This window comes from Sporosarcina sp. NCCP-2222, assembly GCF_023168145.1.
In the GTDB taxonomy this organism is placed as follows: domain Bacteria; phylum Bacillota; class Bacilli; order Bacillales_A; family Planococcaceae; genus Sporosarcina.
The window spans coordinates 36,509-63,158 of the sequence record NZ_BQYK01000006.1; the positions used below are offsets into that span (position 1 = coordinate 36,509).

General features: G+C 46.8%; 23 protein-coding genes. 9 read left to right on the forward strand and 14 right to left on the reverse strand.

Translation table 11 applies throughout. The features are described from left to right. Window positions 1-69: 69 nt before the first annotated feature. From NCCP2222_RS13590 to NCCP2222_RS13600, 3 genes are read right to left on the reverse strand one after another with little or no spacing between them, the layout of a single operon-like run. Window positions 70-600 (reverse strand): SF0329 family protein, encoded by a 531-nt coding sequence (locus NCCP2222_RS13590; protein ID WP_248512899.1) that lies wholly within the window; start codon window positions 598-600, stop codon window positions 70-72. Then, entirely contained in the window at window positions 597-1,142 is a 546-nt protein-coding gene (locus NCCP2222_RS13595) for a GNAT family N-acetyltransferase (protein ID WP_248512900.1), read from the reverse strand. The genes NCCP2222_RS13590 and NCCP2222_RS13595 overlap by 4 nt, the downstream gene beginning before the upstream one ends. Window positions 1,143-1,158: 16 nt before the next feature. Next, on the reverse strand, window positions 1,159-3,135 hold the full coding sequence (locus NCCP2222_RS13600; protein ID WP_248512901.1) for a S9 family peptidase: 1,977 nt from the start codon (window positions 3,133-3,135) through the stop codon (window positions 1,159-1,161). 157 nt (window positions 3,136-3,292) lie between these two features. Here NCCP2222_RS13600 and NCCP2222_RS13605 point away from each other — a divergent pair, with 157 nt between their 5' ends. After that, window positions 3,293-4,684, forward strand: a complete 1,392-nt coding sequence (locus NCCP2222_RS13605; protein WP_248512902.1) for a Na+/H+ antiporter NhaC family protein — start codon at window positions 3,293-3,295, stop codon at window positions 4,682-4,684. Between the two features lie 45 nt (window positions 4,685-4,729). Here NCCP2222_RS13605 and NCCP2222_RS13610 read toward each other — a convergent pair whose 3' ends face one another. Then, on the reverse strand, window positions 4,730-5,815 hold the full coding sequence (locus NCCP2222_RS13610) for a citrate synthase/methylcitrate synthase (RefSeq protein ID WP_248512903.1): 1,086 nt from the start codon (window positions 5,813-5,815) through the stop codon (window positions 4,730-4,732). A gap of 97 nt (window positions 5,816-5,912) precedes the next feature. Between NCCP2222_RS13610 and NCCP2222_RS13615 the strand changes: the two genes are divergently transcribed. Next, window positions 5,913-6,794, forward strand: a complete 882-nt coding sequence (locus NCCP2222_RS13615) for a LysR family transcriptional regulator (RefSeq protein ID WP_248512904.1) — start codon at window positions 5,913-5,915, stop codon at window positions 6,792-6,794. Window positions 6,795-6,859: 65 nt separating this feature from the next. Here NCCP2222_RS13615 and NCCP2222_RS13620 read toward each other — a convergent pair whose 3' ends face one another. The 3 genes from NCCP2222_RS13620 to NCCP2222_RS13630 all read right to left on the reverse strand — a co-directional run bounded on the left by NCCP2222_RS13620 (window position 6,860) and on the right by NCCP2222_RS13630 (window position 11,191). Further along, window positions 6,860-8,563, reverse strand: a complete 1,704-nt coding sequence (locus NCCP2222_RS13620) for a methyl-accepting chemotaxis protein (RefSeq protein ID WP_248512905.1) — start codon at window positions 8,561-8,563, stop codon at window positions 6,860-6,862. A 170-nt stretch (window positions 8,564-8,733) separates the two neighbouring features. Next, entirely contained in the window at window positions 8,734-10,299 is a 1,566-nt protein-coding gene (locus NCCP2222_RS13625) for a fatty acid--CoA ligase family protein (RefSeq protein ID WP_248512906.1), read from the reverse strand. A gap of 247 nt (window positions 10,300-10,546) precedes the next feature. Further along, window positions 10,547-11,191 (reverse strand): TetR family transcriptional regulator, encoded by a 645-nt coding sequence (locus NCCP2222_RS13630; RefSeq protein WP_248512907.1) that lies wholly within the window; start codon window positions 11,189-11,191, stop codon window positions 10,547-10,549. A 303-nt stretch (window positions 11,192-11,494) separates the two neighbouring features. Between NCCP2222_RS13630 and NCCP2222_RS13635 the strand changes: the two genes are divergently transcribed. From NCCP2222_RS13635 to NCCP2222_RS13650, 4 genes are read left to right on the forward strand one after another with little or no spacing between them, the layout of a single operon-like run. After that, window positions 11,495-12,997 (forward strand): BCCT family transporter, encoded by a 1,503-nt coding sequence (locus tag NCCP2222_RS13635; protein WP_248512908.1) that lies wholly within the window; start codon window positions 11,495-11,497, stop codon window positions 12,995-12,997. Between the two features lie 30 nt (window positions 12,998-13,027). Further along, the gene (locus NCCP2222_RS13640) at window positions 13,028-15,076 is read left to right on the forward strand and encodes a CocE/NonD family hydrolase (protein ID WP_248512909.1); all 2,049 of its coding nucleotides are present in this window, start codon (window positions 13,028-13,030) and stop codon (window positions 15,074-15,076) included. Between the two features lie 32 nt (window positions 15,077-15,108). Beyond that, entirely contained in the window at window positions 15,109-16,239 is a 1,131-nt protein-coding gene (locus NCCP2222_RS13645; protein ID WP_248512910.1) for a M24 family metallopeptidase, read from the forward strand. 25 nt (window positions 16,240-16,264) lie between these two features. Further along, a complete protein-coding gene (locus NCCP2222_RS13650; protein ID WP_248512911.1) occupies window positions 16,265-16,777 on the forward strand; it encodes a DUF2179 domain-containing protein in 513 nt (170 codons plus the stop codon). Between the two features lie 103 nt (window positions 16,778-16,880). Here NCCP2222_RS13650 and NCCP2222_RS13655 read toward each other — a convergent pair whose 3' ends face one another. The 5 genes from NCCP2222_RS13655 to lplA all read right to left on the reverse strand — a co-directional run bounded on the left by NCCP2222_RS13655 (window position 16,881) and on the right by lplA (window position 22,865). Beyond that, window positions 16,881-18,809: an FtsX-like permease family protein gene (locus tag NCCP2222_RS13655; protein ID WP_248512912.1), complete on the reverse strand. Its 1,929-nt coding sequence runs from the start codon at window positions 18,807-18,809 to the stop codon at window positions 16,881-16,883. Window positions 18,810-18,824: 15 nt separating this feature from the next. Then, window positions 18,825-19,598: an ABC transporter ATP-binding protein gene (locus NCCP2222_RS13660; RefSeq protein ID WP_248512913.1), complete on the reverse strand. Its 774-nt coding sequence runs from the start codon at window positions 19,596-19,598 to the stop codon at window positions 18,825-18,827. Continuing rightward, window positions 19,549-20,601: a sensor histidine kinase gene (locus NCCP2222_RS13665; protein WP_248512914.1), complete on the reverse strand. Its 1,053-nt coding sequence runs from the start codon at window positions 20,599-20,601 to the stop codon at window positions 19,549-19,551. Before NCCP2222_RS13665 ends, NCCP2222_RS13660 begins: the two co-directional genes overlap by 50 nt. After that, window positions 20,598-21,302, reverse strand: a complete 705-nt coding sequence (locus NCCP2222_RS13670; RefSeq protein WP_248512915.1) for a response regulator transcription factor — start codon at window positions 21,300-21,302, stop codon at window positions 20,598-20,600. The genes NCCP2222_RS13665 and NCCP2222_RS13670 overlap by 4 nt, the downstream gene beginning before the upstream one ends. Window positions 21,303-21,872: 570 nt before the next feature. Continuing rightward, complete coding sequence (lplA, locus tag NCCP2222_RS13675) at window positions 21,873-22,865, reverse strand: lipoate--protein ligase (protein WP_248512916.1); 993 nt, start codon at window positions 22,863-22,865, stop codon at window positions 21,873-21,875. 228 nt (window positions 22,866-23,093) lie between these two features. Here lplA and yhfH (NCCP2222_RS13680) point away from each other — a divergent pair, with 228 nt between their 5' ends. From yhfH (NCCP2222_RS13680) to NCCP2222_RS13690, 3 genes are all read left to right on the forward strand, one after another. Beyond that, window positions 23,094-23,219, forward strand: coding sequence for a protein YhfH (gene yhfH / locus NCCP2222_RS13680; RefSeq protein ID WP_238082989.1), 126 nt, complete (start codon window positions 23,094-23,096; stop codon window positions 23,217-23,219). Between the two features lie 181 nt (window positions 23,220-23,400). Beyond that, on the forward strand, window positions 23,401-23,526 hold the full coding sequence (yhfH, locus tag NCCP2222_RS13685) for a protein YhfH (protein WP_248512917.1): 126 nt from the start codon (window positions 23,401-23,403) through the stop codon (window positions 23,524-23,526). A 348-nt stretch (window positions 23,527-23,874) separates the two neighbouring features. After that, window positions 23,875-24,219 carry an ATPase gene (locus tag NCCP2222_RS13690; protein WP_248512918.1) on the forward strand — a complete coding sequence of 115 codons (345 nt, stop codon included), beginning with the start codon at window positions 23,875-23,877 and terminating at the stop codon, window positions 24,217-24,219. 69 nt (window positions 24,220-24,288) lie between these two features. Here NCCP2222_RS13690 and NCCP2222_RS13695 read toward each other — a convergent pair whose 3' ends face one another. Together NCCP2222_RS13695 and hemY are read right to left on the reverse strand one after the other, a co-directional pair. After that, window positions 24,289-25,146, reverse strand: a complete 858-nt coding sequence (locus NCCP2222_RS13695; RefSeq protein ID WP_248512919.1) for a glycerophosphodiester phosphodiesterase — start codon at window positions 25,144-25,146, stop codon at window positions 24,289-24,291. Window positions 25,147-25,224: 78 nt separating this feature from the next. Then, window positions 25,225-26,640 carry a protoporphyrinogen oxidase gene (gene hemY / locus NCCP2222_RS13700; RefSeq protein WP_248512920.1) on the reverse strand — a complete coding sequence of 472 codons (1,416 nt, stop codon included), beginning with the start codon at window positions 26,638-26,640 and terminating at the stop codon, window positions 25,225-25,227. Window positions 26,641-26,650: the final 10 nt, after the last annotated feature.

Here is a 26,650-nt window from a genome sequence, read left to right on the forward strand (position 1 = left end):
CACTAATTTTATTTAATCGAATAAAAAGAACCATCCAGCCGTAAATACGGTCTGAATGGTCCCCTGTTTCTAGCTTTCTGTGCGAATAGAATAAAAGAGCTTTACTACGTCTGCTTCATTTTTTACGTCTAGTTGCTCCAGCGTCCGCTTCCCAACACGCCGGTCCAATACGGCAACAGCCCGGATGAAAGGATGTTCATGGACTATGGCTTTTTCCTCTGACATCTGCACATAGTCAAACAATAGCGGCACCACTTCCCATGCCGGGTACTGCCCGGATGCTTTCACTTCAAGTTCCGCGTCATCATATGCCGCATGAAGCTGCTTCAATTCATCGGACTCCCAAATGGATTGCCAATCCCCTTCCCATTTGAAGGGCACAATTTTCCGTTCCTCTTGCAGCTCCCGACCGCGTTCATTCGTTTGTCGGGCGTAGGGAATGTCGGAAGCCCGACAAACCTCCTGTCCATCGAGCGTCACTCGAAACGTCGCTGTCTGATCATGGCTTTTCCGATGAATGACAAGGTGATAGTGCAGTCGACCTTGTAGCTTTTCACACAGCAGGTCTTCCGCCAGCTGTTTCAGCTTGGTCCATCTCATTTCGAGCGATGGGCCTCCCATTCTTCCCGGAGCATGCCCATCCGGATGGAGTCGTAATAGACACCGTTCCAATAGCGGACTTTGCGGATTCGCGCTTCCATTGTCATGCCCAGCTTTTCGGCTACGCGTACCATCCGCTCGTTGCCCGACCAAGTCGTGAGGCCAACACGGACGAGCGGCATGGTCGTAAACAGATGTTCAATCCACATCGTAAGTGCTTTCGTTCCATATCCGCCGCTCCAGTAAGCCGATTCATAAATGACGACGCCGATTTCGAGCCACAAGGACGGCTTGTGCTCCCAGTAATAGCTCACCATTCCGATCAGCTTGCCTTCCGCTTCAATGCCCCAAAAGTCTTCTTGCTCAACGATTTTATCTTTGCGTTCCAAGAACTTTTCATACGGCATCGGTTCATGCGGATAATAGGGCGCATCCCATTGCTTCCACTCCGGGTCTTTATCTTTGAAGCTCAGCTCCCAAAGGCGGTGCAAGTCGTCTTCTTTGATCGGTCTGATCGTGATTGTGTCAGTTGTATAGTTCAATACGTTCCCTCGGTTCTTATAAGTATTTCGCGAACCATCCCGTAATTTCATTTAACCGCTCAATGCGTAAATTCGGTGTTCCGGTCCGCGATAAGTTGTGGTCCGCGTCCGGAAAACGGACAAATTCCGTTTCTTTCCCCATGCTTTTTAGTGTAATAAATAATTGTTCTGCCTGTTCAATCGGGCAACGGAAGTCTTTTTCCGAGTGCAAGATTAACAATGGTGTCTTCACATCTTCCGCATATTTCAACGGCGAGTGTTTCCACAACGTATCCACGTCTTTCATGTCAGCGAGAATTTGCCAGTCGCTGAAATAATAGCCGATATCAGATACGCCGAAGAAGCTGATCCAGTTGCAGATCGAGCGCTGTGTCACAGCTGCTTTGAAACGGTCGGTATGGCCGACGATCCAATTCGTCATGAAGCCGCCGTAGCTGCCCCCAGTCACGCCAAGACGTGCCTTGTCAATCCACTCATTTTCTTCGAGTGCATAGTCGACCGCTGCCATGATATCTTCATAGTCACCGCCGCCATAATCGCCGCGCACCGCATCGACGAATTCCTGGCTATAGCCATGGCTGCCACGCGGGTTGACGTACAGGACGCCCCATCCTTGCGCTGCAAGCAATTGCATTTCGTGGAAGAATGTGTTGGCGTACATAGCGTGCGGGCCACCATGGATATTGACGACAAGCGGGTATTTCTCCCCTTCCTGCCAGCCAGCTGGTTTCATGAGCCAGCCGTGCACGTCCCAGTCTTTTTTTCCTTTGAATTGGATCGCTTCTGGTTTAACAAGCTCCGTTCCATTCACATACTTTTCATTGAACGAAGTAAGTGCTTGCCGTTCGCCGGTCGCAATCGTCAGTTTATACAGCTCACCAGGATTTGTCGGATCCGTCGCCGCAACGAGAGCAAATGTGCCTTCTTTGTCCACATCATATCCATAGACATGCTCATTTTCAGGAGAAGCGGGATACAATTCGCCTTCCAGCGTCGCGAAATAAAGGCGCACGTCACCCATTGTCGCCAATTGGAAATACAGATGATCGTCCTTCGTCCATACAGCAGTCGGTGCACTTGCCCCTTGCTGGTGATCGGAGACTGTCACATCCCCTACTGGCGCATCAATGCTTTCTGTTACATTCAAACGGTTGCCCCGCTTCGTGTCGTATACGTACAAATGCGTATGAGTGGCGTTTTGGAAGGAACGATCCGATCCAGCAAATGCGATATAGCGGTCGTCGAATGAGAATGTCGCCCCACCATAATAGCCCTCTTCGTCTACGATAATTGTTTCTTCTTTCGTCTCGATGTCGACCAAAATCAACGGCTGGCGGAATTCGAAATCCTGATTTTCTTCTCGATTCACGCTCATGACAAGCTTTTTGCCGTCATGCGAGACAGCTTGCAAGGCATATTGGTGATTGCCTTCTGTGAATTGTGTTACTTCTTCTGTCGCCAGATCGACGACTCCGATTTGTCGATACGTATCCTGCGGCAACAAACCAACGCCGTCCGCTTTATATTTCATTTTCGTCACGCGAACCGGTTCAGGTTTTTTCTTGTCATCCTTCTCTTCTTTATCCGTGAAGGTCTTGCCCTCTTTTACAGAGGCATTGATCCAGATTTTTTCCCCACAAGGCGACCAGACAAAGCTGGATACCCCTTTATCGAATGAAGTCACCTTTCGGGCTTCCCCGCCTTTAGCAGCAAGGACATAAAGTTGGTTTTTGTCGTCCCGGTTAGATAAAAAGGCAAGCTGTGTGCCGTCTGCGGACCACTCAGGAGAGGACACGCGCTGTTTTCCATACGTCCATTGCGTTACTTCATTCGTTTCTAAATTAACATGATACAAGTTGGCGACGTATTTATTTTCCTCTTCATCAATATACGTTTTGACAAATACCGCTTCTTTGCCATTCGGTGCGATATGCGGGTTTGTAACGGATTCGAGTGTATATAAATCTTGTACTTTCACTGTTTGCTTTACCATACTAATTCCCCCTTCTTTTTCTCTATTACATATTTCGACACTCGTAACAATATTCCTTCTTCCTAAAATATTTTTTTGGCTATCGTTTCATTTCGCTCACCTAGGGTATTTAACAAGTAGCTTGCTAGATTAATTCATAAAGGAAGTGGAAACGAATTTGGGATTTTTATCTATCCTTCCGCCGTTCATTGCGGTAGCGCTTGCTTTTCTAACTAGGAATACTATCCTGTCACTTGCGGTCGCCTGTATAATAGGCGTCTTTTTAAATGGTGGAGGTCTCCTGGGTTTTCCAGATTTATTGAAGGAGGCGTTAGGAAATGAAGACTTTGCGTGGATCTTCCTGCTTGAATTGTTCATCGGGATCTTAATCGCCTTCTTCCAGCGTACCGGTGCAATCGAGAGTGTTGCATCCATTGCAGAGAGGAGGCAATTATCGAAACGGAAAGTGGAAATCAGTGCCTGGTTCATGGGCATGTTCGTGTTCTTCAGTGATTCGTTCAGTCCCGTGTTTGTTGGGACCACGATGCGAAAGATTACAGACCGGGTCCGGATTTCACGTGAAAAACTCGCTTACATATGTGATTCAACGTCCGCCCCGATGGCTGTCATTGTGCCATTTACCGGATGGGCCGTATTTATTGCAGGCCTGTTGATGGGCATGGGACCGATTCATGGCGAAGTGGAGGCAATGGCTGTTTTCACGAAGTCGATCCCCTTCAATTTTTATGCCATCTTCTCTATTCTTCTCGTCGGACTTATTGCTATGGGATGGATTAAAGATTTTGGACCGATGCGCAAAGCCGAGGAACGGGCAGAAAAAGAAGGGAAAGTAATCCGTGACGGTTCATCCCCTCTCGTCTCAAAAGAATTGACGAATATTCAACCGTACTATGAAGACCGGATATTGAGCGTTTGGGTGAATTTTCTATTGCCTGTCATCGTCATTATTTCCATTGCGATGGGCTCATATTTCTTTATGGGGACAACCAAAACAATGGAGGCGTTTCTTGCGGCCATTGTCGTTCTTGGGATTGCCATGCGGCTGCAGGGAATTCCAACCAGCGATATTATGGATACAGCAATTAATGGCATCAAAGGCATTATGCCTGCGGTGATGATCTTGATTTTTGCTTATACGATTAACACTTTGAGCGAACAGATGGGGACCGCTGAATATTTGATCGGTGCGACGGAGGCCTGGCTCAGTCCTAGCTTGTTGCCGGCTTTGACGTTTATTTTGGCAGCCCTCATTTCATTTTCCACTGGTTCTTCTTGGGGAACCTATGGCATCATGATACCGATTGCAGTACCTGTTGCATTCGGTTTCGCAGACGGGGATATTACGACGCTTGTTCTCGCAACGATTGCGGCCGTTGCTGGCGGGGGCGTTTTTGGAGATCATTGTTCTCCACTCTCCGATACGACCATTTTGGCATCGACAGGAGCAGCGGTCGACCATATCGACCATGTCCGAACGCAAATCCCCTATTGTCTCTTAGTGGGACTCATCGGATTGATTATTTATGTAGCACTTGGTTTTTATTTATAGAAAAAAGATAGCCAGGCATTGGTATGGAATGCCTGGCTGTTTCTTTTATTCGTATTCTCCTACATAGACGGATTGTGGTCGGAAAATGGTATTATCGCTTAGTTGTTCCATTGCGTGGGCTGTCCAGCCGACTATGCGCGCAGTGCTGAACGTCGGTGTGAACAATTCAGGCGGGAAGTTGATGGCCCGCATGATGGCGGCTGCATAGTACTCTACATTCGTATACAGCTTACGGCCCGGTTTGTATGTCTCAAGCAAGCCGATGATTTCTTTTTCCGCCTTTGTGGCAAGATCGAGCCATGCATCTTTTCCTTCCAGCTGTAAACAAGTGTTACGTAATAGAATCGATCGTGGATCTTCTGTTTTATATATGCGATGACCAAAGCCCATGAGTCTCTCGCCCTTTTGCAATTTCCCTTCCACAACTGCACGAATATTATTTTCCGAACCGATCTCTTCCAACAATTCAATGACTGCCGACGGAGCACCGCCATGCAATGGACCTTTCATGGCACCTAACGCAGAAGTAACGGCCGCCGTTACATCGGATTCCGTTGAGATCGTTACCCGGCCGGCGAATGTGGAAGCGTTCATCCCATGTTCCATTGTTAGCAGTAAATAGGTTTCAAGCGCTTGGACATGAACTTGCTTTGGTTCTTCTCCAGTCAGCATCCATAAATAGTTTGCAGTATGCGAAAGATCCTCGTTCGGTTCGATAATTGATAGAGCATGCATTTTTCTGTAATGGCGTGCAATGATAACAGGCAATGCCGCTGTCAGTAGTATCGATTGATGCTCAATCGATAGTTGTTTAAATTGTGGATGAACGTATGCCGAAATGGCAGTTCGCATGACATCCATCAAAGGTGTTTGAGCCGGAAAAGCATCAAGAATCGCATTTACATGCGGGGGCAAACGTCTGCCCTCAAGTAATTTTTCGTTCAGCTTTCCGAATTTACTTGCATCAGGTATGGTGCCATGCCAGATATAGTAAGCTAATTGTTCAAAAGAATACTGTCCCACCAATTCCCCTACGAGTTTCCCCCGGTACCTTAATTCCCCTTTATCTCCATCGACCGAAGCGATTTTCGTTTGCACCGCTACGATATCTTTTAATCCTTTTTGAAACATGATCATTCCTCCTTTCATTTAGTATAATTTCGAGATACATTTATATAAATTAAATGTTTTCTATTAAGTTGATTAAAATAAGTAAAGAGGTGACAGGATGGATTACCAATGGCTCACTACATTCATTGCGGCGGCAGAAGAGCTGAACTTCAGGAAGGCTTCGGAACGGCTTTCGCTTTCACAGCCTAGTGTCACTGTACATATACGGTTGCTGGAGGATTATCTTAATCTCCAGTTGTTCGATCGGATGAAAAATCGTGTCACCTTGACGGACGCTGGAAAATTGTTCTACGTCCACGCTGTGCAGTTGATTCAGGATATGGAGTCGACAATTGAAAGCATGCACTCCTTTGCTCAAGGATATCGAAGGACATGGAAAATCGCTATTTCTCCGTTAATGGCCGAAACTATGCTCCCTTACTTTCTGCGAACCTTTCAAAGGAAGCATCCAGACGTCGAATTATCGATACAGGTAGAGGAATCGGAGGCAATTGAAGGGCTTGTAGATAGTGGTGACGTACATCTCGGAATTTCAGCGTTGCATGCTGTAGGGAGAAACGTGGAAACTAAACGAATTTACGAGGACCCTGTTGTCTTTGTCATGCCTGTCGATAGCTATGACGAGGAAAGTGGTCCACCTATTGACGTAGCGGAGGTTTTGAAAATGAACTATCTTCTTGTCGGGCATCATCCTGTGTTTTGGAATGAACTTTTGCACCAGCTGAAAGAAAACATTCCCGGCATCCGGACAATGAAAGTGACTCAGGCCCATATTGCAAAGCGCTTTATACAAGAAGGACTTGGCGTGTCATTTTTGCCTCTTTCCATCGTTCGAAGGGAATTGATCGAGGGGCGTCTCATGCAACCTCACTTTCCGCACTTTGAATTGCCAAAAGTCTCGACCTACGCAGTATGGAAACGAAAAGGCGAGTTGGAAGAAGAATTTATTCAGCATATATCGCAATATTATTTCGGGTGATCTTGGATTGGATAGCGGGCAAGAAAAGATGCGCCGGTCCAACTTTGCAGACCGGCGCATGTGCATTATTGTAATTTGAATTGGGATGTCATCTCTTTCAGCTGATCCGCCATTGAACTGAGAACGGTGGAAGAAGCAGAGATTTCTTGCATCGTGGCACTTTGTTCCTCGGAAGCTGCAACGATGTCCTGCGCACTAAGATCTGTTCGCTCTGACATGTTCGCTACCTCTTCAACGAGCTGCTTCATGCGTTCTGTGCTTTGGTTGACCTCTTGACTGATGGCCGCAATTTCTACAGCTTGTTCCGTTACTTCCCGTACATGGGTTTCGATATCGCGGAAATAACTGCCGGTTTGATTGACCATTGATAAGCCTTCCCCGACGAACGTTTTAGACGTTTCCATAGCAGTGATGGCACCGCCCACCTCTTGCTGTATTTCTTCAATGAGTTTGCGTATATCCGCAGCAGCGTTACCGGATTGGGCCGCCAATTTACCGACTTCTCCTGCCACGACCGCAAAGCCTTTGCCGTGCTCACCTGCCCGTGCCGCTTCGATAGACGCATTGAGAGCCAGCAAGTTGGTTTGTTCTGCGATGCCCGTAATGATAGAAACAATGTTGCCGATTTCGGAAGACTTCGTATGCAATGAATTGACGACAGTGGATGTCTTATCTGTAGATTGCCTGATATCGTCCATTTTCTGCACTGTGGACTTCATCACAGCCACGCCTTCTTTCGTGAGCTCGGATGTATTTTGAGCCAATGTAGAAACATGCTCGATCGATCCGACAGTTTGGTGGATCTGCTCTGCCATCTCCTCCACTATCGTGCTGCTGGATCTTGCGCTGTCCAATTGGACGGATGCCCCTTCGGATACTTCGATAATCGCATTTGTAATTTGTTCAGACGCTCTGGACGATTCGTCAGCACTCGTCGCAAATTGAGTGGATGTCGACGCGAGCGTATCGACATGTTCATTTAAATCTGTCATGATCTCACGCAAGTGATTCGCCATATAGTTAAAGTCACTTGCGAGTTCGCTAATTTCATCCTTCGTCTTCACTTCAATCGGCTGGACTGTTAAATCGCCTGTCGCCATTTGTTTGAACGAAGAAGACAGCTGAACGATCGGACGCTGGATCGTTCGAATCAAATAGCGGATGCCGAGAATGGCAATCAACGTCGCGATGATAGTGCTGACAGATAAGATAATCAAAACAGATCGGTAGAGCATGTCTCCCTCTTTCTCGATCGTTTCCAATTCCTTATAATGCAATTGGCTTAGTTCCTGAAGTTTCTCTTGCATCGTATTAGCCGAGATGATTGCGTCATAAGACTTGGTCGTCGCTTCTTGATCTTGGCCGCCTGCACTCGTTACTAATATTTCTTCAATTTTAGACGTGTACGACTTCCACTCTGTCACTACTTCGTTCAATAATTCTTGTTCGTGTTTCGTATCAAGCAGAAGGTCATACGAATCAAATGCACCTTCCACATTGTCTTTTTCATCTGAGATTTGCTGTTCATACTTCTCTTCAAATTCGCTATCCTTTGATAAAATATGACGCTGTGTTAACCCAAGTATATTCTGCGTTCCTTTTTCAAGCCTGTTGATCCGGTCAATTTTCGGTATCTCTTTTTTATTGATCGTGTCTGTGTTCTCACTCAATTTATATGTACTCACAATGCCCGCCACACTCATCCCGATAATCAGCATGATCATCAAAGTGAAAATGGCACTTAATTTCCTCCGAACTGTCCAACGCATAAGCGCTCCCCCTGCCAATAAAGTCATAGCTTTCTTTACTATATGTATCGTCAAAAATTGACAAGCATTAAATAGTAATATTGGGTAATTCGTTCCTTCAAACGATAAGGCCTTGGACTAAAAAACCTCTCCTGCTGGTGATCCAGCAGCGAGAGGTTTACTTTCATTTGTTATCTAGGGCTTTTCACGCCAACATGTGTTTTCAAGGTACGCCGGAGAATTTTCCCTGTCGTATTTTTCGGCAACTCATCCAGAAACTCAACATGCTCCGGCACTTTGTATTTGGCGAGCTTTTCCTCGCAATACGCTTTCACCTGTTCTTCATTCAACGAGGCTCCCGGCTTCAAAACGACGAATGCATGGACTGCTTCGCCGAAATCCTGGTCCGGCACACCGATGACGGCTGCTTCCACGACTGCAGGATGGGCAAATAGCACTTCCTCGACTTCGCGCGGGTATACATTGTAGCCACCGACGATGATCATATCCTTTTTACGGTCGACGATATAAAAATAACCGTCCTCGTCCTGTTTTGCCAAATCACCTGTGTATAGCCAACCATTTCGGATAGCCGCCGCTGTTTCCTCCGGCATTTTGTAATAGCCTTTCATGACGTTCGGTCCGCGGACAATTAATTCGCCAACCTCGCCCCGCGGCACTTCATCGCCAAATTCATCGACGACTTTATTTTCCACGTTGACAATATTTGTTCCAATGGAGCCCGGCACGCGGTCGCGATCGAGCGGGTTGAAGCAAGTGACCGGCGACGCCTCCGAAAGCCCATAGCCCTCTGAAACACGTACATTAAACTTGTCCTCGAAGTTATGAAGCAATGCGACCGGCAGCGACGAGCCTCCCGAAATGGCTAACCGGATTGTCTGAAAATCGTCCGGGTTGCCTTCCGGATATTGGTAGAGAAAGTTGAACATCGTCGGAACGCCTGCGAAAACAGTTCCCTTCTCTTTCCGGATCGTTGCAAATACGTCTTGCGGGCTGAAACGCGGAATTAACAGCACAGTCGCCCCTTTCAGCAACGGTGCGTTAACGACGACGGTCAGGGCAAACACATGAAATACCGGCAAAGTGGCCACAACCCGGTCATGTTCTGAGAAGCCGAGATAATCGCCTACGTCACGGGCGTTGGAATACAAGTTTTTATGCGTCAGCATAGCCCCTTTTGGATGCCCTGTTGTACCCGACGTGTAGAGGATGATAGCGGTTTCATTTTCATCCACGTCAACAGGTATAACATCCGCCTTGCCAGCCATGATCAATCGTGAAAACGGCAACACCTTTGCTTTAACTTCATCTGGCAACGCCTTCAGCTTTTCTTCCGCATCCGGGCTCGCCTCACAAATGATGTAGTGGCTGATGGACGGGAAAGCACCAGCAGCTTTTTCGACAAGCGGAATCAAGGCATCGAGCGCTATGACTGCTTTCGCATCGCTGTTATGTAATATATACGAAATTTCATCTGGTGAATAAATTGGATTCACCGGAATAGCGGTCGCCCCAATTCGCATCGTCGCATACAAAGAGATGAGGAAATGCGGTGTATTTCCTAATAAAAATGCGACATGGTCCCCCTTTTGAATCCCCAAATCCTGAAGAGCAGATGCAAACATTGACACAGACTGATCAAACTCGGCATACGAAGTGTCTTTCCCCAAGAAGTGATACGCCGTTTTGTCCGGCTGTTCTTTTGCCGTCTCGTAAACACGTGAAACTAAATTCAACGTTACTCCCCCTTTGTTTGTTTTGAATGAATACTCATTCATTTCCACCTTCTATTATTATATAAGAAAAATTTAAATATAACAATAGATTTTAACTATCTTTCAATTAACCTTCTGGCAAGCGAATTGCATGCCAAAAAAGCATAGCCCATTCCCCGACTATGCTTTTCCACTATAGTCAAACTGCTTGCAGGTATTACTATTTCGCATGCGTGCTTTTGACGAAGTACACGGCTTCCGGAAGCCGTTACACGTTCACAATATGCCGAATATATTCCATTGTTTTGCGCTCGGCGTCTTCCAAACTGTAATCCAACCGGTTGTTCAAAATATTCGTCAGCATCCCTTGCCAAACCAAATTGGTGATTTCATTAATATCATCGACCCGGTTCTCTTCCAGCTGTCCTTCCTTTGTCGCCAGGCTAAGAAGCGATTTGCCCCTTTTTGTCATGCTCCGTTCAAAGAGAATTGGCTTCAGCTCCTCGGGAATATTAATCAAATCAGCCGGGTACATCTCATAATAGTATTCCAGCATTTTCTCCGGTTGATCTCCAAGATCCATAATAAACACGGCATGAAAGATTTCCGGCTGCTGGAAAGAGTGTTTGCAGAAACACTCCCACGCCAATATATACTTTTCAAGCGGCGTCTTGCCTCTATTAATGTACAGCGCGACATCCTCTACATAGCCCTTCAGCAATTTCATGGAAGCGAAAAAGACGAGATGCGAGATTTCATCGAAATAATTATAAATGGTTGCACTGTTGTATCCTGCACGGTCCGCCACTTTCCGGATGGTCACTTGGTTGATTCCTTCTTCTTCAATCACTTCGACGGTTGCTTCAATGAAATACTTCCACATCCTGCTCATTTGGATTTTTTTATTGCTCAACTTTCAACACCCCACACTAATCGTTAATCTGCAATCTTTCAATATTACACAGTATACAATATTTGCTTGCCGAAAAATTAAGTTTTGTCATTGTTCTTCGAAATTCGCTGTGATAGAATAATCGATATTAATAAATAATCATGATTATTTTATTATGTTTGATTGTTAGACGTTTGGCAATCAATAACTACAGTCATTTCATTTCACGGTATTTGTTTTCATAGATGGGCATGGTAGTTGTAGTGCGCTTTTTGAAAACGCTACCAAGATAGTGGAAAATCCATAAACAACAGGGGTGGAAGCATGAAAAAAGTTCGAATCGACCCATTTATCTTTTGGGCATCTATCGTCGTCATTTTAGCGGCAACCATTTTACTTGTCATGAACAGGTCGACAGCAGAACCTTACTTGGATGGATTAATGTCAGCCATCACCTATAAAATGGACTGGGCTTTTCAATTTTTAACGATTGGCCTGTTCATCTTGCTTATTTGGCTGGCTTTCAGCCGGTACGGGAAAATCAAATTAGGTGAAGGCAAGCCGGAATTCTCCACATTCAGCTGGGGAACGATGCTTTTCACCGCGGGCATGGGAACAAGTATTATGTATTGGTCCATGATCGAACCAATCTCGTATTTTACCGGACCCCCATTTGGCATCGAGCCGGAAAGCAATGAAGCGGCTGAGTGGGCGCTGACATACGGTCTCTTCCACTGGGGGATATCCGCTTGGTCCCTTTATGCTTTCCCGACCGTCGTCATCGCGTACTCGTATTTCATTAAAAAACGGCCTTCTCTAAAAATGAGTGTGGCGCTTAGCGGAGCTCTCGGAAAATATTCCGATGGCTGGGTTGGTAAGCTGATCGACATCCTCGTCATTTGGAGTCTTGTCGGCGGGCTTGGCACATCGCTTGGCCTCGGGGTTCCGATGGTTTCCGCCGTAGTCGGCAGCATCTTCGGTTTAGAGCAAACGATTATGTTAGACACGATTATCGTCATCTGTATTACAATCATTTATTCTGCAAGCGCCTATTTAGGACTTCAAAAAGGAATCCGACGCTTAAGCGACATCAATGTGTACCTTGCCTTGGCGATCGCCGCATTTGTCTTTATTGCCGGCCCTACGCTGTTCATTCTGACGTACTTCACCAATAGCTTCGGAATGATGGTTCAAAACTTTTTCATGATGAGCTTTTATACCGATCCGATCAATCAAAGCGGATTCCCGCAAGGATGGACCGTCTTCTACTGGGCATGGTTCGCTGCAACCGCTCCGTTCATGGGCCTATTCGTTGCCAGAATTTCTAAAGGACGTACGATCCGTCAATTGATTACCCATATGCTTCTCTGGGGTTCTATCGGTGGCTGGATCTTCTTTATGGTATTTGGTGGATATACGATGAACCTTCAGTTGCAAGATATTCTCTCTGTGAAAGATATATTGGCAGATAGCGGAGGACCTGCCGCAGTTGTTGCCATCTTAAAGTCACTGCCACTGAGTGCGATCGTCTTACCTTTCTTCGTCATCTTGGCCGTCATCTTCCTATCCACATCGATGGACTCGGCCACATACATCTTATCTGCAATCGCTACAAAAGAATTGCAAGAGGGACAAGAGCCTGCTAGGTGGCACCGGATGGTATGGGGAACAATTCTGGCTGCACTCTCGATTTCACTACTCCTCGTTGGCGGGCTTCGGGTCATTCAAACTTCCGCAGTTGTCGTGTCCGTGCCGATCTACATCTTTTATCTGTTGTTGATCGTCTCCCTACTCAGATGGCTGAAAGAAGATTTTCCAAAACAATAAGGTAGCAAAACACCTAGGAGGTTATTCAGAATGGTTTTTAACGTACGTGAATCAAATCGCGTCAATCGTACCGAGTTTCCGAGACAAGTGAAAGAAATTAAAAACATTTGGATTCCAATGACAGACGGAACACGTCTTTCCGCCAGTATTTGGCTTCCGGAGGATGCCGAGCAACATCCTGTGCCTGCGATTTTGGAATATATTCCGTACCGGAAGGATGATTTCACGGCACTCCGTGATTCCTTGCGCCATCCATATTTTGCCGGCCACGGCTATGCCAGCATTCGCGTCGACTTGCGTGGCGCAGGCAATTCTGAAGGGATCTTGTACGATGAATATTTGAAACAGGAACAGGACGATGCGCTGGAAGTGCTCACTTGGATTTCAGAGCAACCTTGGTTCACTGGCGGCATCGGCATGATCGGCAAGTCTTGGGGCGGCTTCAACGGTCTTCAAGTCGCAGCCCGGCGCCATCCGGCATTAAAAGCGGTCATTACGCTTTGCTCGACGGATGATCGCTATACGGACGACGTTCATTATAAAGGCGGCGCGATGCTTGCTTCAGATATGCTGTGGTGGGCTTCCACGATGCTTGCCTACAATGCCCGCCCTGCTGATCCCGTAGTGGTCGGTGAGGCATGGCGCAATAATTGGCTGGACCGTCTTGAGAAGACACCGCCTTACGTGGAAGAATGGGTGAAGCATCAGCGCCGTGATGCTTACTGGAAGCATGGATCTGTCTGTGAAAACTTTGAGGATATCGACATTCCAGTCTATGCAGTCGGAGGCTGGGCAGATGGCTATACGAACGCCATTCCACGTTTATTGGAAGGATTGAAAGGCCCTCGCAAAGGGTTGATTGGCCCATGGGCACATGAATATCCTGAGATGGCCGTTCCCGGTCCGCAAATCGGCTTCCTTCAAGAATGTCTCCGTTGGTGGGACCACTGGCTGAAAGGCATTGATACCGGCATTATGGACGAGCCGATGGTGAGAGCGTGGATCCAGGACAGCGTCCCTCCGCAAACCGATTATTTCACTCGTCCTGGCCACTGGGCAGCGGAAGAGCAATGGCCGCCAGCGGAGTTATGTGATACACGTTATTACGTCAAAGGGTCTGACCTTCTTACTGAACCGGTGGAAACGGCACCGATGCTCATCGAAAGTGTACAGCAGCACGGCCTCCATGCAGGTGTTTTCTGTCCATTCGGCCAGCCAGGTGACTTGCCGGGCGATCAGCGGAACGAAAATGGCTATGCGGTCGTATTTGATTCCGAGCCGGTCGAAAATCCGGTTGAAATCCTAGGGCATCCAGTGTTTACCGCAGAACTGTCTTCCGACAAACCAAATGCGTTGTTATCTGTGCGGTTAAATGATGTTGCTCCCGATGGCTCCTCCACACGGGTCACATGGGGTTTATTGAATCTAACCCATCGCAACAGCCACGAATTCCCGGAAGCGCTGGAACCAGGCAAAAAGTACACGATTAGCGTTGAAATGAACGCCATCGGCCATAAGCTCGAAAAAGGCCATCGCTGGCAATTGGCCGTTTCTCCAACCTATTGGCCGCACGCCTGGCCTTCACCGGAAGAAGCGACACTCACGATTTATCCATCAGAGAACACCTTCCTTTCGCTTCCGGTCCGTGAGCCAAAGGCAATCGATCTGGAATTAAAACCGTTCCAGCAACCGGAAACAGCAGTTGTCTTGGAAAAGGATATTTTACGTGAAGCGAAACGGACCCGTATTATTTCACATGACGTTGTTTCAAACGTCTGGACACTTGATGATTTCTCCGATGAAGGCGCAAGAAAGCTGCATATCAATGGTATTGAATACGGCAGTACGAATCACAACGTCTATACAATCGAAGAAGGAAATCCGCTTTCTGCGAAGGTCGAATGTGATTGGACATTGACAGTTGGAAGAGATGAATGGCAGACGAGCCTTGAAACGAAAAGTGTCATGACAGCGGATGAAAAGAATTTTTATCTGTTCAATCAAGTGATCGCCTTTGAAGGAGATACAGAAGTGTTTAATCGCACGTGGAAGAAAGAAGTTCCTAGGGAGTTTGTCTAAACAGGCAATAAGTTGAGTCGAGGTGTCATATCGTGTTAACAAGAAGAATTCATCAATTCAGAAGTTATTTGAATGCCCGGCATATCGATGTGGCATTGATTTGGGAGCCGGATAATCAATTTTATCTGACTGGGTTCAGGGCCATTTCCTATTCCCGGCCCATTGTGACGCTGATTGATGAAAAAGAGATCCAGCTTATTATTCCGGCACTGGAAGAAGCACATGCAGTAGAAAAAGCGGCGGCTGACCGGACCTATGTCTATTATGAGCAATACGCTTACCGCGAGAAGCCGTTGACATACGAAGAACATTTGACTGACATCCTGAAGTCATACCCTGCTCCATGCACAATTGGCATTGAAGCGGACGTCTTGCCAGCTTCTGTTTATCAACGATTGCTGGATATGGGCTTTCAGCAGGCTGATATTGGCGGCCAGCTGACGAAAATGCGGTCCATTAAAACCTTTGAGGAAATCGAGCTTTTGAAAATTGCCGGCTCCTTGTCTGACCTGGCAATCGGCGAATCGCTGCATCATGCGCGCGTCGGCGTCAGCGAGCTCGAATTTGATTCGCATGGAGACCGGCTCCTTCTCGAAATAGCCTCCCGGGACTATCCGGACGAGTTGATCGGCTATGCAGACTGGACCTGCTCCGGCATCCAGCGGAGTGAAATGCCCCACTTGTATTCCAGCACGCGGAAATTCACAGACGGGGATGTTGTTGTCCATAGCCGCCAAGTGTGGTTCAATAATTATCGCGCGGAGAATGAGCGGACATTTATGATTGGTAACGGGACCAACAAACAAAAAGACCTCATGAAGCTGATGATTGAAGCGCAACAGGTTGGCATAGAGATGATCCGTCCTGGGATTTCTGCAAAGGATGTGGACATTGCAACCTTCCAAGTTTTCGAAAAAGCGGGCTATGGGGAGTACGTTCAGCACAGAACTGGCCACGGCCTCGGTTTATCCGAACACGAAGAACCATATTTGCGATTCGATAATGAATTGATTCTGCAAGAAGGGATGGTCTATACCATCGAACCAGGTATCTATGTGCCGGGCGTTGGCGGTTTCAGACATTCCGACACAGTGATCATAACGGAAAACGGCAGCTTTTCGATTACCGCCTATCCCCGTGATTTTGATAGTATGCTGTTCTAACCATTTATAGAGTAGGGGAAATCATATGTTATCCATGATTGTTACCATCATTGTGATTAATTTGGTCTATGTGTCATTATTTACGCTTCGCGTCCTTTTTACTTTTAAAGGGCTGCGGGTCATCGCATCTGTTGTTTCCATGGCAGAGGTGTTTGTCTACTTGATGGGTCTAACGCTCGTACTCGACAACCTCGATAAGCCGATTAACATTGCTGCCTACTGTTTTGGCTGGGGTCTTGGAGTCTACGTCGGAAGTAGGATTGAGAAGAAACTGGCACTCGGCTATACCGTTTTTGAAGTGGTCGTCAACGACAATGACATGGCCATTTGCCGGATGTTGCGGGAGAAGAATTACGGCGTGACGTCTTGGTTCGCGGATGGGAAAGATGGAAAACGTCTTGTCATGAAAGTGCTGGCCAAGCGAAAAGATGAACAGAAGCTGCGTAACACGATCTTGGAAATTGAGCCGAAGGCGTTTATCATTTCTTATGAACCGACCACGTTTAATGGCGGTTTTCTCGTGAAGAATTTGCGGTAATCGCGGTTTGTCTGTTGTGATGCAGGCAATCAATAAAATAAGCGAGTATGTGAGCTGTCAAACGCCCGCATACTCGCTTTTCTTTTGTAATTGTAGCAGCTTCTTAGGCCGATGCTTTTATATGTGCTAAGTATCGCCAGCGAATTAAATAGAAATAGATCACTTGCATGAGTGTAAAGCCTGCCAGAACGAGCAGCAGTTCTTTCACAATCGAAATTTCAGCTAATGCATCCCAGATGACTTGCAAGGAAAGAAATGCGAATGAACTATGCACGAAGGCGACTCCCCATGGGAAGAAGAACTGCGGAATCAATTGCCGGTTCACGATCCGTTTGAATTCCTTATCCGTAATTCCCATGCGCCGCAACACGTCAAACTGTTTGCGGTCCCGTTCGAGCGACGTGTACAACCGGAAATAAATGAAACTCCCGGCCGCCAGGAAAAAGACACCTGCTAGCAGCAGCCCGACAAATAACAGCAACGAGAATGTTGTGCGGATAATCGCATAATTCGCTCCCGGGTTGTCAAATTTATACTGCAGGTGCTGAGCGGTCCCTGTAATAATGGATTCTGAAAAAGATCGATTGATTTGCAATCCAATCTCTTTCGTGTTTTGCCAATCCGGAATATTAAATGCATAATAGACCGAAATCGGATCAATATCCTGCATGATGATCTTCTCAAAATCGCTGTCATTCAAAATGATGGCGTTCGTCCCAATTCCACTTGAAGAGGGGAACACTTGAAATGGGTACGCCCCTTCAATTTCTATGGTAATATCGGTTTCCATCAGCGTCGTCTCGACCGTCCGCTTCTTCAAAAAATCGTACGAAGAAGGAGATGGCGGCAGGAACATCGCATAGCCCTTGGATAAGTCGATCTTGCTGTAGCCGAATGACTGGGCAAGCAAATTAACGTTGGATAGTTTTAATATAGAGACCCGATTTTCAGTAAATGATGATGTTTGCTCAATAATCGGGATTCGTACCAGAGTATAATCGAGCTGCTTGTCTTTCAGCTCCTCGATCAGTTCGGCGACATGGCGCTGTTCCATTTGATTCCCCGGCAAACTGTGATAGACGAGACCGAGCGGATTCATTTCGCGATATTGGGACGCGAAGGAGGTCAGCGAAGCCAAGATGCCAACAGACATGAACGCGAGTGTCGATACGATTGTCACGATGAAGAACATCCGTGCGTTTTCCTTCAGCCTTACGACCCCTTCCGAGACCGAGAGCAGCCAAAAATGGCGCCAATAAAACTTCTTACGCCGCCTAAACAGATGCAGCAGAAAAGGCAGCGAATCGGTAAAGAAGAAATATGTTCCGATCGTCGCAAGCGGCGGCAAGAGAAAAATCAAGCCGATGACAATTGAGTTGGACGTAGATGCCGCCGCCCAGTAGGAAACACCGAGCAATGCGAGTCCAAAAATCGCTCTCTTTGTTGAAAAGCCGTGTGAACCCAGATCAGCCATTTCCCCTCGGATCAATTCCTCCACCCGTCCTGTTCGGATAAAAACAGGAGCGGACAGTGAAATGATAATGAACAGGCTCAAAAAAGCTCCGACTGTCAGTGCAAATGGCTTCCAAGATAAATAAAGCGGCAAGGCCGGCAACAGGACAATTTCCTTAACGACCATGAAAAAGAACTTCGAGAACATATAACCTAAAAAAGTTCCCGCTAAAATCGCCCCGACTCCAATGATTAGCGTTTCAATGAAAATGAGGCGGTGCAATTGCCTTTTTTCCATGCCGAGATGCAGCAGGATGCCGAACTCTTTTGACCGCGCCTGCAAGAACGCCCGCATCGAATAGAACAGGAAAAAGAGCGTGAAGATGAATAAAATCAGCTCCGCCGCTCCCATGCCGACGAGCGCGATTTCCTGCAAGAACCTATTTTCTATGGATGGATGGAACAATAGCATCGAATAAAGGAAAAAGACCATGACTGAAAAAACACTGGCCATGAAAAAAGCGGCGTAAATCCGGCGATTCCGGATAACGTTGCGATACGCAAACTGGCGGAAATTCAAGCGGGCTCCCTCCAATCACAGCGTCCGCAGATCATGGACGTTCCCTCCGAGCAGTGACAAGACGTTCAAGATGCGCTGGAAGAACGTTTGACGCCGCTCATCTTTGTAGATTTCATTGAAAAACTCCCCATCTTTTATGAACAGAACGCGGTCGCAATAACTGGCCGCTATCGGATCATGCGTCACCATAATAATTGTTGTCCGCTCGGTTTCATTCACATGGCTGAGCAGTTCGAGTACATCCTTCGCCGATTTCGAATCAAGATTTCCCGTCGGTTCGTCCGCCAGAATCATTTTCGGCTGATGGATGAGCGCCCGTCCAATCGCAGTCCTCTGGGCTTGACCGCCCGACAACTCATCCGGCCTGCGATTCAAAATATCTTTTAAATGCAGCTGGGCGGAAATCTTTTTAACCCGCCTTTCCATTTCATGCAAAGGCAGTCCATCTAACGTGAGGGGCAGAACAATGTTCTCTTCAACGGTCAGCATATGAAGCAAATTGATGTCTTGAAAGACGAATCCAAAATTATGCCGCCGGAACAAAGCCAGTTCATTCTGGCTGAGTGCTTCCGGCTCAATGCCGTTAACGACAAGCTTGCCATACGTCGGCAGGTCAATCGTCGAGATGAGATTGAGCAGTGTCGTCTTGCCGCTTCCGGAAGGTCCCATAATCGCGACGAACTCGCCTTCCTCCGCTTCAAAGTCCAGTCGGTTCAATGCGCGATGCATCACTTTTCCTTCATAGATCTTCGTCACTTCCGTCAGTTCCACGATCCTCTGTGCTGTCATCCACCTCACCTGCCTCTCCGTTTTTAAATAAGACGCTGACCGTCGTGCCAGCTCCAGGTTCCGATTCAATTGTCAGCGGATGGCCCAGCTTCCCGCACACTTCCGATGCGATATAAAGGCCCATTCCAGTCGACTCACCCGTCAACCGGCCGTTTTCTCCGGTGAAAAAGGCTTTCGTCACCCGCTTCAAATCTGAAGCCGGAATGCCGATCCCTTCATCCCGAATGCTTAGCATAATTCCCGCTTCTCCTGCTTCCGCTGTGAAATGAATTTTCTTTCCTTCTTCAAACGTATATTTAACAGCATTGGTAATGAATTGCGAAACGATTGTATGCATCCATTTGGCATCGGTTGCCACTGTAAACCGGTCGTCAATGCGAATGACCGGGAACACCCCGTTCGTAATAAAGAGCCTCTTATGTTCATTCACAACTTTTTGAACGAGCGATTTGAGGCCAACCTGTTCAATGCGCATATCCTCTTCAAATGTTTCCAGCCGGGCATTCATCAACACGGCATCCAAGCCGAGGCGAATCTTGTCAATCTCCTCCGCCACACTCCGCTTGTCCAACTCCCCCTCTTCTTGAAGCAACAGTCCGATGACCGAAATCGGCGTCTTCATCTGATGGACCCATTGATTCATGAAATGGATTTGCCGATGCTGGGAGGCGTACAACGACTGTACTTCATTTTGATACAGGCTGTATAGATTGCGCATATAACGTATCGTTTGGCGCTGCTCCGGAGACGGGACGTAGCGCATTAAAGCGTCCTCCATCTTTTCCGGCTTCCGAGTGATTGATGCGTAAAAAGAACGCCGCATGACGTACTTCCCGCCTAAATAACCGGCCGTCAGCAAAAAGCTCATAATGATTGAGTAAATAGCCGTATTGAGTCCACGAAATCCGTCTAAGTAATAAAGCAGCAAGATGAACAATACGAGCAGCAGCTGAAAGACGAGAAGCGGCAGATGCTCCCGAAGGAATAACGATACTTGTCTCATGCTTCCTCCGGCGCGACGAGCAGCCGATATCCCGAGCCCCGCACCGTTTCAATGGTGGATTTCACATCATAATCCCCAAGCTTTTTCCGAACCCGTGTCATATTGACATTCAATGTGTTCTCATCCACAAACGACTGGTCATCCCATAGCTCCTCGAGCAGCGTTTCACGTGACACAACCTTCGGTGACGCATCCAGCAGCAACTCGAGAATGACACACTCTTTCTTCTGCAAAGGAATGACCAAATCACGCACATGCAACTCCATGCGTTCCACGTACAACGTCAACAGACCTGTCTTCACCGTCCGCTCCGATTGATTCGGCGCGTATTCTCCAAAAGACCTGCGCAGATGGCTCCTGATTTTAGCCAGCACAATCTCATAATGGAACGGCTTCGTAATAAAATCATCGCCGCCATTCTCCAGCGCAAACACCTGGTCCATATCCCCCGACCTCGCAGAAATGAAAATAATCGGGCATGTCGTATGCTGCCTCAACTGGCGGCACCAATAATATCCATCATACGACGGCAAATTAATATCCAATAAAATGAGATGCGGTTCAAAGGCGCCGCACTCCTCGACAATATTATCAAAATCCTCAACAATCGCTACATCGTACTGATACTTGCGAAGCGTCTCCGCGAGCAGCCCCGCAATCTTTTTATCATCTTCCACGATGAAAATACGGTGATTTTCCATCGCTCCTCCCCCTCTCATTCTCTGTTGATTATACCTCAAAAGTGGAAATTCCGCCCGTTGTCTCTGTAAGGCGCTGGACTTTTATGCGTGGGAATTGATGGAGGTGTGAGTGGAGATGAGTGGCTCCTATGTATAGACGGGTAGACATGGCTTATGCGCGGGTGGCATAGGCTTTTGCGCGGTTGCGAACCCGGTATGCGCGGGTGGCACGACTTATGCGCGGCTGCGAACCCGGTATGCGCGAGTAGCTCTGGCTTATGCGCGGTTGCGAACCCGGTATGCGCGGGTGACTCTGGCTTATGCGCGGGGTACGGGTGACGAGATAAAAAACGGCTGCTCTACGCGTCCGCGCGGCACTCAGAAGGTCACGAAGCACCCCATTTCGCGCTGAATGTCTTTACCAATCTAGTCTTTCTTCATGTGGATTACTTGATTTACATGATGAAGGCACGCAAGCAAAGCCTGTGGCGGCTTTTCCTCTTTCCCCGTGACTTTCGCCTACTTCACCCCTCCCTTTTTTACGTATGATAGAAGGGAGAAGAGCATAAAAAAACCCGGCATGCGCCGGGTTTAGTATATTAGATTGACGAATTCGTCTTTCGTTATGCCGCCAAGGATGGTCGGGATATCGAGTGAATCCAATGCTTTGGTGATGGATTCGCGATCGTATTGGACATTCTTCAAGCTCTCCTCGATCACAGCCACTTCACCGACACCAAAGAAATCTCCGAAGATGTGGACTTCTTCGATTTTGCCTTTATTAACTTGCAATCGAACGTCAATGCCTCCAACCGGGAAGCGATGCGAATGCTGCATATTGCATTTCGGGGATTTTCCGTAATTCCAATCCCAGTTGCCGTAACGTTCTGCAGAAAGTTGGTGGATCTTGTCCCAGTCGTCATTTGTCAGTTCCACGTACTGAATATTTTCTTCCCCGTTAAAGATGGAATTCAAAATTCGCTGGCGGAATTGCTCAATGGTCATCGGCTCTTCGATGAATTCCGATATATTGGCGACTCGGCTGCGGATGGACTTGATGCCTTTTGACTCAATTTTATCCTTCTTTACCTTCAAGGCGGACACGACCCGTTCAATTTCCGTATCAAACATGAGCGTTCCGTGGGTGTACAAACGTCCTTGTGTCGCAAATTGCGCGTTTCCGGACACTTTCCGTCCTTCCACTAGAATATCATTCCGGCCCAGCAGCTCTGCCTTCACGCCCATTTCAGCCAACGCTTTAATAACAGGTTCTGTGAACTTCTTAAAATTCCGGAAGGACTCACCATCGTCTTTTGTAATAAAGCTGTAATTCAAATTCCCCAAATCATGATAAACTGCTCCGCCCCCTGACAATCGGCGGACGACATGGATACCATTCGCATCAACATATTCCGTATTAATCTCTTCTACGGTGTTTTGATTGCGTCCAATTATGATGGACGGCTCGTTAATATAGAACAGCAAATAGGAGTCTTTGTCGACATCCATCGTTTTTAACGCATACTCTTCTATCGCCAAGTTGATCCGCGGATCGGTGATTCCTTTATTATCAATGAAATACATGCTAATCGCTCCCTATGACTATGATCCAATTTTATTTTAGCCGAACGGCATCCAAAAGTGTTGACAAAAGATTCTTGTTATAATACACTACATTTTAATAAATTCTAGTTGTATAACAAATAAAAGGAGTTTGGTAGATGAGCTAGCTATATTTTTTTATCCTATCTGTTATATTACAATCATCCAATTTACCATTTCGTTATAACACATTGAGAGGAGATGAACTCGATGCTTGAAAACATTGTAGAGTTTTTTAAGAACCTGCCAGCTAAGCAATGTGAGCAGTGCGGCAAGGAAATTGACGAGCAGCACGAATGCTATAGCAATAAATGCGATGAGTGTAACGTGCTATAATTTTTTTAACCATTCTGTTATATGACATAAGCACATTGTAGTAACACAGAAAGGGTTCATGTTTGTAATAGACTAAAGCAGATAGAATTATTAACGGCAACGTGGTGTATTTTTTTACCTACTCTGTTATAAAACAAATTTATAACTTAATTATAGTTATAACACAAAGGAGATGAAAGCAATGCTAGAAAACGTAGTGGAATTTTATAAAAACCTGCCGCCTAAAACTTGTGTTACTTGTGGGAAAGAGATGGAGGAGCAGCACGAATGCTACAGCAATACATGCGAGGAATGCAAGGCTTTGTAACGCGAGCAGAGTCAGCTAACTTATTACCCCTAGACATTGCATGCCCTGAAGGGTTGGACCATGTGTCAGGAGGATGCAAAATACAATAAGCCGGCTTACACATTTTTTTCTCTTTAATAAGCTGTACGGTTTATTTGTAAAAAGAACACGGAGGAGCAACATGATTGCCATTTCTATTAAAATGCTGCCGAATGAGCAGTAGTAAACGACTTCCCATCATTGTAGGAGGTCGTTTTTTTCTGGATTTTCTACCTAAACTGGTACAAGCTCCCCAGCACAGCCTCTCCCCCTTACATAGTATGAGAACAGAATCTGCAGATTCAATAAAGTCACAGGAGGTGATTGTACATGCCATTGACAACTGGACCTATTGAGAACATGGGGAACCAACCGGCTAATGCTACTACAGTGCGGGTGAAAATTTTGAACCGTACAGGTGGTCCTTTGACCGGTGTCGTCCGAGTGTTCAGGCTGAATGGGACAAGACAGCTAATTAACTCCTCTAACTTTAATGTGGGCGCTAATTCTTCTGGATTTGTCACATTAAATCTGATCGGCGGTGCGCATCAATATGAAACGGAAATCGTTCCGAACCAAGCTGGCGGAATTTATACAGCATATGGCCGGACCGCTTCAGGCGTCATTATTGCAGCACAACGTGTGTTGAATTCAGAATTGACGCCTGTCCTTTAATGGACAAGTTGCGGACAGGCTTATAGCCATTCGCATAAAGAAGGGGTTGTCCCATAAGGACAGCCCCTTCTATTTTTCTCGCTCCACCAAATCAGGTTTATCGGTATGGATGCCATTGAGACCCATTGCTTGTAATCTCAACGCAACTTCCGGATCGTTAACAGTATAAGCGAAAACAGCCAGCCCTTTTTCGTGCATATAATTCACGAAGGGCGGTGTTAGCGCTTCATAACTGACCCCAATACCATCTGCATAAGTTAGCAACTTAGCAATTTTTTTCTTCGACAACTCAGCTTCTTCCCCTTCATCGAAGGAAATTAACTGCAAGAGCGGAATATCTGGATTTATTTTATGGACACGCTGGAGCGACTTCTCGCTGAATGAGTGGATAACCGCTCGTGGCCTGCCTTTCTTATCCTTTTGAATTAAATCGTTCTGTTCCAATTTCTGAACAAGCTTTTTTTCGATATTTGGATAGCGACTCGGATTTTTTAATTCAATTACATAATTCAAGGAGTCCCCGAATTGGTCAAATACTTCTTGTAACGTAGGCACTGCCATATTTTCGGATGGCCCTAGAACGGTTTTTTTGTCTTTCTTCCGTTCAACAATAGATAAGGATTTCAACTCATCGAGCGTATATGTTTCAATCTTGCCATCCCCCTCTGTTGTACGGGAGACATCCTTGTCATGCATGACTACGAGCTTCCCATCCTTTGTTTCATGAATGTCCAGCTCAATATAATCGGCACCCAGGTCTTCTGCCAATGCAAAGGAAGCCAGTGTATTTTCAGGGACATAGGCAGAAGCTCCTCGATGACCAATGAGAAAAAATTCATCTTCTGGAAAGAATACTGATTTCTCTTTGCTAATCGAGCAACCTGCTATCATTAAAACAACTAAACTTATCAGTACTATCCTCTTCATCAAATTCCCCTTTCCGCATGAATAAAAGAAAGGGCTGCACGGGGCAGCCCTCTGGACCGTAGGGGAACGCTTCTACTTTTAAAACAGATCAGTTAATACTTCCTCGACAGCCGCTTTGCCTTGATCGATGCAATCTGGCAGGCCGACGCCATCATATGAAGCCCCTGCTAGTTTAATGTTCGGAAACTTTTGTTTCAGCTCTTCCCGGGCAGTCCGAACCCTATTTTTATGGCCGACCCGATATTGCGGGCGATCTTCTTTGAATCGGGTAATCACAGAGAAATCCGGTTTCCCTTTGATAGTAATAATCCGGCTTAGATCGGCTAGCACAATCTTTTCGATTTCTTCGTCGGGCAAATCGACAATTGTTTCGTCCCCGACCTTCCCTACGAACGCACGCAGCAATACCTTTCCATCCGGCGTAGTTGTCGGCCATTTTCGATGAACCCACGTACAAGCCGTGATGGAATAGTCACTTCGTCTGGAAACGAGGAATCCAGTGCCTTCCATATCTTGAACAACCGCATCCGCCGGAAACGCCAGGGCGACCGTCGCAACGGAAGTTGTCGGTATCTCCCCAAGCTCTTGCAGCAGGCCATATGGGGCAAATAATTGACTGGTCGTCACATGGTCTGTAGTCAAAATGACCGCATCCGCCTTCACTTTTTTGCCGTTATTCAAGTGAAGCACGGATTGGTTATCGATTTGCTCAATCCGCTCCACTCGTACGCCCTTCAGAACTGTCTCTGGCTTCAATGCACGCTCCGCCGCCTCTACAATCGTCTCGAGTCCGTTGCGGAGAGAATGGAACGCTCCTTCTTTCGCAGCGCCATGCCCATTCTTTTGTGGAACTTGTTTAGGTGTCGTCTTTTTCATTCCAAGGATCAAACTTCTATGCTTTTTCTCAACTGCATAAAATTGAGGATAGGTCGCTTCGAGGCTCATCTGGTCGATGTCGCCGGAATACACGCCGGATAACAGCGGCTCAATTAAGTTCTCGACAAGTTCCCCTCCAAAACGTCTCCGGAAAAAAGAACCGAGCGATTGGTCGCCTTCAATGCCCGAACGGGATAAGACCATGTCCCCTGCTGCCCGCAGCTTGCCAGCGATGGAAAAGAGATCTGATTTGAAAAACGGTCCCATTTGCGTCGGAATCCCCATGACGGAACCAGGTGGAATCGGATGCAATTTATCATTTACGAGGACATATGCCTGTCCCGTCGCATTGCGTACAAGCTGATCATCGACGCCAAGATCTTTAGCCAAGATGTCCATGCTTTTCTTCCGAATCAAAAACGAATCCGGTCCCCGTTCTATAATGAAACCATCCCGGCGGACCGTCTGTATTTTGCCGCCAAGACGATTGGAGGCCTCAATTAGAAGAATTTCCACATCCAACTCTTTTTCTTCCGCTTCTTTTTGAAGGTAGAAGGCGGCTGTTAAACCTGTTATGCCGCCTCCGACGATGACGACCTTTTTGTTTTGCTTCTCCATCTCATCATCA

What these genes read in the sequence shown, in the direction of transcription:
- NCCP2222_RS13610 (WP_248512903.1), bottom strand. Translation starts at nt 5,815, where the DNA reads ATGTTTCAAAAAGGATTAAAAGATATCGTAGCGGTGCAAACGAAAATC.
- NCCP2222_RS13620 (WP_248512905.1), bottom strand. Translation starts at nt 8,563, where the DNA reads ATGCGTTGGACAGTTCGGAGGAAATTAAGTGCCATTTTCACTTTGATG.
- NCCP2222_RS13615 (WP_248512904.1), top strand. Translation starts at nt 5,913, where the DNA reads ATGGATTACCAATGGCTCACTACATTCATTGCGGCGGCAGAAGAGCTG.
- NCCP2222_RS13650 (WP_248512911.1), top strand. Translation starts at nt 16,265, where the DNA reads ATGTTATCCATGATTGTTACCATCATTGTGATTAATTTGGTCTATGTG.
- yhfH (WP_238082989.1), top strand. Translation starts at nt 23,094, where the DNA reads ATGCTTGAAAACATTGTAGAGTTTTTTAAGAACCTGCCAGCTAAGCAA.
- lplA (WP_248512916.1), bottom strand. Translation starts at nt 22,865, where the DNA reads ATGTATTTCATTGATAATAAAGGAATCACCGATCCGCGGATCAACTTG.
- NCCP2222_RS13640 (WP_248512909.1), top strand. Translation starts at nt 13,028, where the DNA reads ATGGTTTTTAACGTACGTGAATCAAATCGCGTCAATCGTACCGAGTTT.
- NCCP2222_RS13695 (WP_248512919.1), bottom strand. Translation starts at nt 25,146, where the DNA reads ATGAAGAGGATAGTACTGATAAGTTTAGTTGTTTTAATGATAGCAGGT.
- NCCP2222_RS13600 (WP_248512901.1), bottom strand. Translation starts at nt 3,135, where the DNA reads ATGGTAAAGCAAACAGTGAAAGTACAAGATTTATATACACTCGAATCC.
- NCCP2222_RS13635 (WP_248512908.1), top strand. Translation starts at nt 11,495, where the DNA reads ATGAAAAAAGTTCGAATCGACCCATTTATCTTTTGGGCATCTATCGTC.
- NCCP2222_RS13590 (WP_248512899.1), bottom strand. Translation starts at nt 600, where the DNA reads ATGAGATGGACCAAGCTGAAACAGCTGGCGGAAGACCTGCTGTGTGAA.
- NCCP2222_RS13665 (WP_248512914.1), bottom strand. Translation starts at nt 20,601, where the DNA reads ATGAGACAAGTATCGTTATTCCTTCGGGAGCATCTGCCGCTTCTCGTC.
- NCCP2222_RS13690 (WP_248512918.1), top strand. Translation starts at nt 23,875, where the DNA reads ATGCCATTGACAACTGGACCTATTGAGAACATGGGGAACCAACCGGCT.
- hemY (WP_248512920.1), bottom strand. Translation starts at nt 26,640, where the DNA reads ATGGAGAAGCAAAACAAAAAGGTCGTCATCGTCGGAGGCGGCATAACA.
- NCCP2222_RS13670 (WP_248512915.1), bottom strand. Translation starts at nt 21,302, where the DNA reads ATGGAAAATCACCGTATTTTCATCGTGGAAGATGATAAAAAGATTGCG.
- NCCP2222_RS13660 (WP_248512913.1), bottom strand. Translation starts at nt 19,598, where the DNA reads ATGACAGCACAGAGGATCGTGGAACTGACGGAAGTGACGAAGATCTAT.
- yhfH (WP_248512917.1), top strand. Translation starts at nt 23,401, where the DNA reads ATGCTAGAAAACGTAGTGGAATTTTATAAAAACCTGCCGCCTAAAACT.